The 9,512-nt window shown below is 64.8% G+C and carries 10 protein-coding genes; 1 reads left to right on the top strand and 9 read right to left on the bottom strand.

The features are described 5' to 3' along the window. Positions 1 to 253: 253 nt before the first annotated feature. A complete protein-coding gene (locus tag NKH60_RS34010) occupies positions 254 to 661 on the top strand; it encodes a carboxymuconolactone decarboxylase family protein (protein WP_352542966.1) in 408 nt (135 codons plus the stop codon). A gap of 212 nt (positions 662 to 873) precedes the next feature. On the opposite strand, the gene NKH60_RS34005 is transcribed toward NKH60_RS34010, so the two are convergent. From NKH60_RS34005 to NKH60_RS33965, 9 genes are all read right to left on the bottom strand, one after another. Beyond that, a complete protein-coding gene (locus tag NKH60_RS34005; RefSeq protein WP_352852011.1) occupies positions 874 to 1,761 on the bottom strand; it encodes an amidohydrolase family protein in 888 nt (295 codons plus the stop codon). Continuing rightward, positions 1,761 to 2,897 (bottom strand): vWA domain-containing protein, encoded by a 1,137-nt coding sequence (locus NKH60_RS34000; RefSeq protein WP_352874979.1) that lies wholly within the window; start codon positions 2,895 to 2,897, stop codon positions 1,761 to 1,763. The genes NKH60_RS34005 and NKH60_RS34000 overlap by 1 nt, the downstream gene beginning before the upstream one ends. A gap of 226 nt (positions 2,898 to 3,123) precedes the next feature. Continuing rightward, on the bottom strand, positions 3,124 to 4,020 hold the full coding sequence (locus NKH60_RS33995) for an AAA family ATPase (RefSeq protein ID WP_352874977.1): 897 nt from the start codon (positions 4,018 to 4,020) through the stop codon (positions 3,124 to 3,126). Positions 4,021 to 4,029: 9 nt separating this feature from the next. Then, entirely contained in the window at positions 4,030 to 5,034 is a 1,005-nt protein-coding gene (locus tag NKH60_RS33990; protein ID WP_352503852.1) for a xanthine dehydrogenase family protein molybdopterin-binding subunit, read from the bottom strand. Position 5,035: 1 nt separating this feature from the next. Continuing rightward, positions 5,036 to 6,403, bottom strand: a complete 1,368-nt coding sequence (locus NKH60_RS33985) for a xanthine dehydrogenase family protein molybdopterin-binding subunit (RefSeq protein WP_352852007.1) — start codon at positions 6,401 to 6,403, stop codon at positions 5,036 to 5,038. A 14-nt stretch (positions 6,404 to 6,417) separates the two neighbouring features. After that, positions 6,418 to 6,900: a (2Fe-2S)-binding protein gene (locus tag NKH60_RS33980; RefSeq protein ID WP_352852009.1), complete on the bottom strand. Its 483-nt coding sequence runs from the start codon at positions 6,898 to 6,900 to the stop codon at positions 6,418 to 6,420. Positions 6,901 to 6,949: 49 nt separating this feature from the next. Next, positions 6,950 to 7,744 carry an FAD binding domain-containing protein gene (locus NKH60_RS33975; RefSeq protein WP_352684797.1) on the bottom strand — a complete coding sequence of 265 codons (795 nt, stop codon included), beginning with the start codon at positions 7,742 to 7,744 and terminating at the stop codon, positions 6,950 to 6,952. A 12-nt stretch (positions 7,745 to 7,756) separates the two neighbouring features. After that, positions 7,757 to 8,206: an SRPBCC family protein gene (locus NKH60_RS33970; protein WP_352684795.1), complete on the bottom strand. Its 450-nt coding sequence runs from the start codon at positions 8,204 to 8,206 to the stop codon at positions 7,757 to 7,759. A 107-nt stretch (positions 8,207 to 8,313) separates the two neighbouring features. Continuing rightward, a complete protein-coding gene (locus tag NKH60_RS33965; protein WP_352874974.1) occupies positions 8,314 to 9,141 on the bottom strand; it encodes a helix-turn-helix domain-containing protein in 828 nt (275 codons plus the stop codon). Between the last annotated feature and the right edge of the window lie 371 nt (positions 9,142 to 9,512).

The raw sequence follows: 9,512 nt of genomic DNA, 5'->3' as shown, positions 1-9,512 counted from the left end.
ATGGACGCAAGCGATCGAAAACGACGCAAAACAACCGTTGCAGGCAGGGCGCCGTCCACATATGGATCCCAGGGTCTCCGCGACGGAGCTTCGCTCCTGCTTCGCCCAGGGATGACGAGGGTGAGGGGCCTCGGCCAGCCTTACGGTCTTGCCTCAGCGCGTCAATTGCTGATTCATCCAAGGCGGTTAGCCGCCTTTTCTCCCGACCTGATTCAACGACCTCGCATAACGATCCAAACGAAAGGACCAAGCCATGGCCACGACGAAACTTCTGAGCGATGCCGAGGTGGAAAAAATCCCGGCGGTCAAGGCGGTATTCGACGACATCCGTGCGACGCGCAAATCCGATTTCGTCAACAATTTCTGGCGCGGGCTGGCCAATGATCCGGCGTCGCTGAAGCGGGTGTGGGAACAGCTCAAGGCGGTGATGGTCGCCGACAGCGCCATCGATCCGCTGACCAAGGAGATGATCTACATCGCCGTCTCGACCGCCAATGGCTGCTCCTATTGCGTCCATTCGCATACGGCGACAGCCCGGGCCAAGGGCATGACCGATGCGCAGCATGGCGAACTGGTCTCGATCATCGGGCTGGCCGGGCAGACCAACCAGATGGTCACCGCGATGCAGATACCGGTCGATCCGCAGTTCGAGGTGCGGTGAGGTGAGGCGCGGCGCCTTCCCTTCTCCCCTTGTGGGAGAAGGTGGCCGAGCGAAGCTCGGTCGGATGAGGGGTGCTGGACGGATCGCGGCCTTGGAGACGTAAGTGCTTCAAATCGCTGGGATTTTCTCCGCCTAGTTTCTTCCAGCACCCTCATCCGTCTCGGCGCTACGCGCCGATCCACATTCTCCCACAAGGGGAGAAGGGACGCGCGCTACACCGGCCGATAAACCTTCTCCGCCGTGTTCCAGAAAATATCGGCCTCGGCCGCCGCGCCGTGTTTCGCCACCGCCTCCCGGTGCGCCCTGATCAGCTCGGCGTGGCTGGTCCACAGCTTCTCGATCGGGAAGTTCGAGCCGAACATCAGGTGGTCGCTGCCGAGGATGTCGATAGTGTTGTCGACGATATAGCCGATCAGCGCCGGGTCGTTGTGGTGGACGAAGGTGCCGAGGCCGGACAGCTTTGCATAGAGGTTGGGCGCCGCTGACAGCGTGCGCAGGCCTGCCTTCCAGGCCTCGGTGGTTTCGGGCTCCATGTCGGTCAGCATGCCGGCATGGGTGAGGATGAAATTGGTCTCGGGGTTCTCGCCGACGAGCGTCAGCCCATCCTTCATCTGGGCGGGGAAAAGCTGCAGGTCGAAGGACAGGCCGTAATGCTTGAGCCGCGCGACATTGGCCCGCACCTTCGGGTCGATGACCTGATCGGCCGAGGCGGCGAAGCGGAAGGCCGGCGTTTGGTGCCAGTGCAGCTGCATGCGCACGCCGCGCAGCAGCGGATACTTGATCAGCCGGTCGATCTGGGAACGCACGTCGTCCACGGTCATGTCGGCATAGCCGACGATGGCGTGCGGCCAGCCGGTTTCTTCCGCGGTCTTCTGCAGGAACGCGACCTCGTTCTCGAAATCCTCCTTGGCCCAGTTGGTCTGGACATAGACCGCCTTCTCGACGCCCGAGCCTTGCTGGTCGGCGAGGAATTCCTCGATCGGATAGTCGCGGCGGATCGGCTCGTAAGGGCCAAAGATGCGCGGCACCATCGGCCCGACCAGCCATGGCTGGTCCTTTTGGCGCCAGATGTGGAAATGCGCGTCGATCGCCTTCTGCATCACGAAACCCTCTTCCAGATTGCCGCGGCCGCCGGGGCGGGGCGGGCGAGCGACAGGATGAACTCGGTGAGGCCCGCGATGGACGAGCCGTCGACCAGGTCGTCGAGCACCGGCAGGATGGCGCGAAGTGCTGCCGTGGCCGGCCGGAAGCGCGGATCGCCGGCCAACGGCGTCGCCAGCGAAAGCCGAAAGGCGCGGGCGCTCAGCCGGCGCATCGCCGTCTCCAGCTCGGCATGATCGCCGCGCTCCAGCGCATCCGACAGGATGACGATCGCCGCCCCGCGTGCAAAGGCGGAGAAGCGCGGCACCGATAGAAACGCGAGCAGCGTCGGTCCCATACGGGTGCCGCCGTCCCAGTCGTCGACCTGGGCAGCGGCGCGGGCCAGCGCCTGGTCGCGGTCGCGAATGCGCAGCGGCGAGGTGATGCGGGTCAGCCGTGTGCCGAAAGTGAAGACCTCCGCCCGGTCGGCGCCTTGCACCGCCGCATGCGCCAGCTTGAGATAGTCTGATGTGTAGAGTTTCATCGAGCCGGATACATCGATGAGGATGAGAAGCTTGCGCGGCACCGCCTGCCGCCGGCGCAGCAGCGGCGAGGGGATATCGCCGTCGGCGCTGACGATCTCCCTAAGCGAACGGCGCAGATCGAGCTTGCCGCGCGCATGCGTGCGTACGGTGCGGAAGGAGCGGCGCGCGGGCAAAGCGGTGGCGAGCTTGCGGCGGAAGGCGGCAAGCCCGTCGCTGTCGCGATGGAACTCGCGGACGCTCAACTGTTCGCTGGCCGAAGACAGTTCGCCGCCTTGCTCCTGGCGGACCACTTCGATTTCCTCTTCGCTCGTTGCACCATCGTCCTTGATGCGGGTTTCCTCGTCGGCCTCGCCTTCGACCAGCGCCGCGGCGTCCCCATAGAAATGGCTCCGGAAATGCGCCTCGAATTCGTCGCGGCGGTCGGGCGGCGGCGCCAGCGTGGCAAGGGCCGCCTCGTGGATGTCGTTCATCGAGCGGGGCCCGAGCAGGGTTACCGCTTGCATGAAGCCGGAGACCTGCTCGGGTGCTATGGCAAAGCCGTAGCGGCGGAGCAGCCGGGCGAAGCCGAGGAACGGCGTGGTCGCACGGGGCAAACTTTCCGGACGCATCATTCCTTCGCGCCCCCCTCTGTCCTGCCGGACATCTCCCCCTCAAGGGGGGAGATCAGACATCTCGCCGGCTTTCGCCAATCTTCAACGTTGCAGAATTGAGCGGAGCGCCCAAACTGCCAATCTCCCCCCTTGAGGGGGAGATGTCCGGCAGGACAGAGGGGGGCGCTGTCCCGCCAGCGTCGCGCACTAGCCCTGGGGTATCGCGCTAGCGCGCTTCGATCGTGCATCACGCCAGCGCCTCCTCGACAATCTTGCCGAGCTCGGGCGCGATGCAGGAAAGGTCCTCCTCGTCCTTGATCAGCACGCCGATGGCGCGGCGGAAGGCTTCCGGCCAGGGGCTGCCGCCCTTTTCGAGGATGGTCGCGGCATTGGCCCATTCGACCGCCTCGGCGATGCCTGGCGGCTTAGCCAGCGGACGCGCGCGGATGTCGCGCACGGCGGAAGCCACGGCGCGCGCCGTGGCCTCGGCGACATCGCCGGCGCGCAGCATGATGATCTCGGCCTCGCGCCCGGCGTCGGGATAGGTGATCCAGTGATAGACGCAGCGCCGCCGCAGCGCTTCGGCCAGTTCACGGGTGCGGTTCGAGGTCAGGATGACGATCGGCTGCGCCGTCGCGCGGATGGTGCCGCGCTCGGGAATGCTGATCTGGAAATCGGACAGGAACTCCAGCAGCAGCGCTTCGAATTCATGGTCGGAACGGTCGATTTCGTCGACCAGCAGGACGCGCTTTTCCGGCGCCTTCAGCACCTGCAGCAGCGGCCGCGCGATCAGGAAACGGTCGTCATAGATGTCGACCTCGTGCTCGCCGGCATGGCGGATGGCGAGCAGCTGGCGCTGGTAGTTCCACTCGTATAGCGCATGCGCGGCGTCGATGCCTTCATAGCATTGCAGCCGCACCAGATCGCGCCCGAGCAGTTCGGCTATCGCCTTCGCCGCTTCGGTCTTGCCGACGCCGGGCGCGCCTTCGAGCAGCAGCGGCTTACCCAGCCTGATTGCCAGGAAGATTGCGGTGGCCAGGCTTTCATCGGCGAGATAGCGCGAGGTGGCGAGCCGGGACGCCACCGCCTCCGGCGAGGTCGCGACTGTCTCTGCGCTTGAAGTCCGGGCGCTTCTCTTGGGCATTTCCGGCACTCAGTTCGGGGCTTGCGCCTTCAGCGCCCGCAGAATGCGCTCCGGCGTGATCGGCAGTGTATCGATGCGCACACCGACGGCGTCGAAGACGGCATTGGCGACCGCCGGGATCTGCGGGTTGGCGCACATTTCGCCCGGCCCCTTGGCGCCATACGGCCCGTCCGCCGAGGGCCTCTCCAGCACGATGATATCGGTTTGAGCGAGATCCCCAGGACCCGGCATCAGATATTGGTTGAAGTCGGTGCCGCCATGGTCGCGATTGGGATAATAGGGTTCGGTCGTTTCGTAGAGCGCATGGCTGATGCCCATCCACGAGCCTCCGACGAGCTGCTGCTCGACCATTTTCGGGTTCAGCGCGCGGCCGATCTCAAAGACGTTCTTCACGGTCAGCACGGTGACTTCGCCGGTCTCGTCGTCGACTTCGACCTCGGCAACCGTGCAGGCGTGCGCGTAGCAGGTCGACGGCTTCATCGCGCCGGTCTCCTTTTCGGGATAGGAGCGGGGGATCAAAAACATGCCGCGGCCGGAAATCGAACGGCCTCGCTTGAAATGCGCCGACAGCGCGACATCGAAGATCGAGATCGATTTCTGCGGCGCGCCCTTGACCAGGATGTTGCCCTGGCCGTCGGTCTCGAGGTCGGACGCATTCACCTCCAGCTCCTCGGCCGCCACTTCCAGCATCACCTGGCGGGCTTCCCTGGCCGCCTGGATAACCGCATTGCCGGCGCGGTGCGTGCCGCGCGAGGCGAAGGTGCCCATGCAATGCGGGCCGGTGTCGGTGTCGGCGGTGTCGACGACGACGCGGTCGGTCGGCACGCCGATCGTCTCGGCGCAGATCTGCGCCATGATCTGCTTCATGCCCTGGCCGAGATCGACGCTCGACAGCGTCACCATGAAATTGCCGGTCGGCGTCGAATGCACCAGCGCCTGGGTCGGGTCGCCGCCGAGATTCATGCCGGTCGGATAATTGATCGCGGCGACGCCGCGTCCGCGCCTGATCGCCATCTCAAACTCCCTTCGCGTAAGAGGACATCGCCATGAATTTTTCCGCCACCGGCCAGTTGGCGGCGCGCGAGGCTTCCTGCATGCACTCGATCAGCGCAGCACCCTCGGTCGGCTGCCGATGTGCTTTCATGTCGCCATCGCGATAGGCGTTGATGAAACGGAATTCGAGCGGGTCCATGCCGATCAGCCGCGCGAGCTTGTCCATCTGCACCTCCAGCGCGAAATCGCCGATGGTGACGCCGAAGCCGCGCATCGCCGAGGACGGGGTGCGGTTGGTGTAGACGCAGTAGGTGTCGATCCAGACATTCGGGATCGTATACGGGCCGGGATAATGCCCGGCGCCCTTCTGCGCGCCGTAGGGCGAATGGCGCGAATAGGCGCCGGCGTCGGTGTAGCCGGTCACTTTGCGCGCGACGATGCGGCCGTCGTTCATGACGCCGTCCTTGATGACGACTTTCTCGGCGGCGCGCGGCGAGGAAATCTGCATCTCTTCCTCGCGGCTGTAGATAAAACAGACCGGTCGTCCTGTTATTTTGGCGCCAAGGATGGCGATCGGCTCGACGATGACGTCGACCTTGCCGCCAAAGCCGCCGCCGACAGTGCCGCCGACGAAATGCAGCTTGTTGCCGGGCATCTGCAGGATGATCGAGGCGCTATCGAGAGTGAAGAACATCGCCTGCGTGTTGGTGTAGCAGGTGAAGCGGTCGTTGCCCTCCGGCGCGACGATGCAGCCGGTCGTTTCGGTCGGCGCATGCTCGATCGGTGAAGACTGGTAGGTCTGTTCGAGCACGTGGTCGGCTCCTGTAAAGCCTGCCTCGACATCGCCGAAGCGCACCTTGCGGCATTCGCCGCTGTCGTAGAGGTAATAATTCCGGCCGTGATATTCGTTGACGATCGGAGCGCCGGGCTTCAGCGCTTCGTCCATGTCGAAGACGGCCGGCAGCACCTCGTAATCGACCTTGACCTTGGCGGCGGCTTCCTGGGCGGCGCGCTCGGTCTCGGCCAGCACCGCCACCACGGCCTCGCCCTTCCAGCGCACCTTGCCGTCGGCCAGCACCGTCTCGTCCTCCGGCCCGATCTGGATCAGGATCAGGATGGTGTAGACATTGTGCGGCACATCCTTGGCGGTCAGCACCTTGACGACGCCGGGGTGCTTTTCCGCCTCTGACGTATCGATGCTGCGGATGCGGGCGTGATGATGCGGGCTGCGCACCATCTTCAGGTGCAGCATGCCGGGAAAATTGCGGTCGGCGAAATAGGCGGTCTTGCCGGTGACATGGCCCGGCGAATCCGAACGCGGCCGCGGCTGGCCGATCTCGTGCAGATCGTCCTTGCGCTGGTCGGCGAAGTAGCTCTTGCGGAGTTCCATCTTCTTGACTCCCCTCAAGCCGCGTTCTGCGAATTGGACCGCGCGGCGCTCAGCACCGCCTGGATGATCGGCTCGTAGCCGGTACAGCGGCAGATATTGCCCGACAGCGCCTCGACCACATCCTCGCGGCTGGGGTTCGGCGTGTGATCCAGCAGCACCTTGGCGGCCATGATCATGCCCGGCGTGCAGAAACCGCATTGGGTGGCGAAAGCATCGAGGAAAGCGCGTTGCAGCGGATGCAGCACGCCGCCTTCCGCCAGTCCCGAGGTGGTGGTGACGGTTGCGCCATTGCAGGTCTCGGCCAGCGTCAGGCAGGACAGCCTGAGCTCGCCGTCGATGATGACCGAGCAGGCGCCGCAAGTGCCTTGATGGCAGCCGCCCTTCGGCGAGGTGTCGCCGATCTTGTCGCGCAACGCATGAAGCAGCGTCGTGCCGCTGTCGATGAACTCGGCTTTCTCCGCACCATTGAGCGTGAACTGAATCGGGACCTTTGCCATCTTTTTACTCCTTGCGCCGCAGCCAGGCGGACATATGCGCCACGGTCTTTCAGGCGAGCAGCAGCCGGCCGAGATGGACCGGCAGGACTTCGTTGCGATACCAGGCGCTGGCGATCGGATCGGTTGGCGGCGAAGTGCCGTCGCGGGCAACGGCCAGTGCCGGTGCGATGCCCTCGCTGGTGAGTTTCCGGCCAATCAAGGCTTTCTCCGCCGCCCTGGCACGGATCGGCCGGTCGGCCATGCAGCCGAGCGCGATCCGCGCTGACGTGACAGTGCCGTCCGGCGCCTGTTCCAGCACGGTGGCGATGCTCAGCACCGAAATGCCCTTTGGCTTGACCCGCGACACTTTCAGGAAGCGAAAGCCGCCTTCGGTCGGAAGCGTGAAGCCGACCGCGGTGACGATAGCGTCATTGCTCTCGCGCCTTGCCAGGAATGTCTCGATCGGCAGCTCGCCGTCGCTGGTGCTGACCGTTGCGTCCAGAGCCAGCAGCGCAACGGTGAAATCGCCGTAAGGCGTTGGCGCGAAGAGATTGCCGCCGACGCTCGCCATGTTGCGGATCGCCGGGCCGCCGACGGCGCGCGCGGCGTGGGCCAGCGGGGCGAGATCCGGATGGCGGGCGATCGCCGCCATGGTCACCGAAGCGCCGATGCGGACCTCGCCGCCGGAAATGTGGATAACCGACAGCGCCGGTTCGGTCGACCTGACGAAACCGGAGATCGACACGTCGCCTTCATTGGCGGCGCGCACGACCAACGTGCCGCCACCGAGGTAGCGGGTGCCGGCGGCTTTCAGCGCCGCGCCGGCGTCCTTCACCGTCGCGAAAGTCTGCAATGCAAGCGTCATGGAACGCTCCCTTTACGCCTGGCTCTGGCCGGCAAAATGGGCCTTCAGGGCGTTGAAGCCGCCCTGGAAGACGTTGGCGCCCATGCCTTCGGCCAGCTTGTCGGCTTCCTCTGGGGGCGCGTCGAAGCTGGCGGTCCATTCGGCATAGGTGCGGTCGCCGTCGGTCACCCGCCGCAACTGCAGCGTCGCCTTGTGGTTGGTGAGCGGCTGCGGCGTCTCCAGGATGGCGTAGCTGACGAGGAAGTTCTCGTCGGAGAAATCGAGCAGCTTTTCGCGCAGGCGGGCGCCGCTGGCGAGCTGGAAATTGCGCACGCAGCCGATCGTGCCGGCATCCTTGCCGTCCTCGATATGGCTTTCGACCATGCGCGGGTGCCAGGTCGGCAGGCCGTTGAAGTCGCGTATGCGCGCCCAGACCTTTTCGACCGGCGCGTCGATGACGCTGGAGATGGTGACTTTCGCCATTTGAACGTTCCCTCGCAAATCAGCTGCCTGGGAGGGTAGGGCGGCAGGCTCGGCGGCGCTTATCAATGCGTCTTGAACGCCTATCAAATAGTCTGAAAAACAGGCGCTCAGCTGATCGCCCGCGCCGCTTCGCGGTAAAGCGTCGGCGGGACGCCGACATGGTCGCGGAAGAAGCGCGAGAAATTGCCTTGCGTGGTGAAGCCGAGATTGCAGGCGACCGAGATCAGCGGCTCCTGCGACCACTGCAACTGCCGCACCGCTTCCTCCATGCGCAGCGTGTTCCAATAGACGTTGGGCGTCAGATTGGTCTGTTCCTTGAACAGTGCGAAGAAATGCGGCCGCGACAGGCCGACGCTGCGCGCCACGTCGTCGAAGCAGATGCGCTCGCAGACATTGGCTTTCATCAGCTGGATCGCCTTGCGGACGCGGAAATCCTGCATGGTGCTGACGCGGGCACGCACGGTCTGCGGTGCGGACGCGTCGGCGGCATCGAGCACGCTGTCGATGAAGCGCTCGATCTCGTAATTGGCGATGTCGTCGATGCTCTCATTGTCGCTGAGATGGTCGAGGAGGTTAGCCGCTGCCTTGTGCAGCCAAGGCTCGAGCGTGATTGCCGGGGCGGAGAACAGCGGCGCGGCGGAAGGCAGCTCGCGGCGTTTCCGTGCCCAGTCCGGATCGATGTAAAAGGCGAGGAACAGGCCGGGCGTGCCGTCGCGGGAGAGAGCGTGGCTGTGCGGCTGGAAGGAATTGATGCCGGCGGCGGTGCCCGGTCCAAGCCGCACCGTCTCACGGCCGATGGTGATCTCGCCGGCGGTGCCTTCCAGCCAGATGATGATATGCGCCTCGACATGGGCGTGGGTGACGAAGTCGCTGGCGACGTTCAGGACAGAAACATGTCCGAACCGGCCCCAGTAGAGCCTGATCGCTTCCGTCATGGGTATATCCTCCCGCAGGCGACTGGCCTCCCTTCGCCTGCTGCGAGCGATTGTGCGGCGCAGTTCGGGCTTGCGTCAAGACGGATGTGCACGTCCGGGCGCCGGCCATGCGCCGCAGCGGCGGATTTTCAGACCCGGCGATAGGAGCGCGTCCCCTTCTCCCCCTGTGGGAGAAGGTGGATCGGCGCGCTAGCGCCGAGACGGTTGAGGGGTGTTGGAAGAAATGAGGCGGTGCCAAACTGGAGCCCCCCTCATCCGTCGCCTTCGGCGACACCTTCTCCCACAAGGAGATCTTTGCACAGAAGCCGATCAGTGATTCTGTTGTGAGGTTGGAGCAGGGAGATTCGCGATGGTGGATCGTGTTCTGGGTC

This window comes from Mesorhizobium sp. M1006 (genome assembly GCF_040318825.1).
In the GTDB taxonomy this organism is placed as follows: domain Bacteria; phylum Pseudomonadota; class Alphaproteobacteria; order Rhizobiales; family Rhizobiaceae; genus Mesorhizobium.
This window is presented reverse-complemented; position numbering and strand designations above follow the sequence as displayed.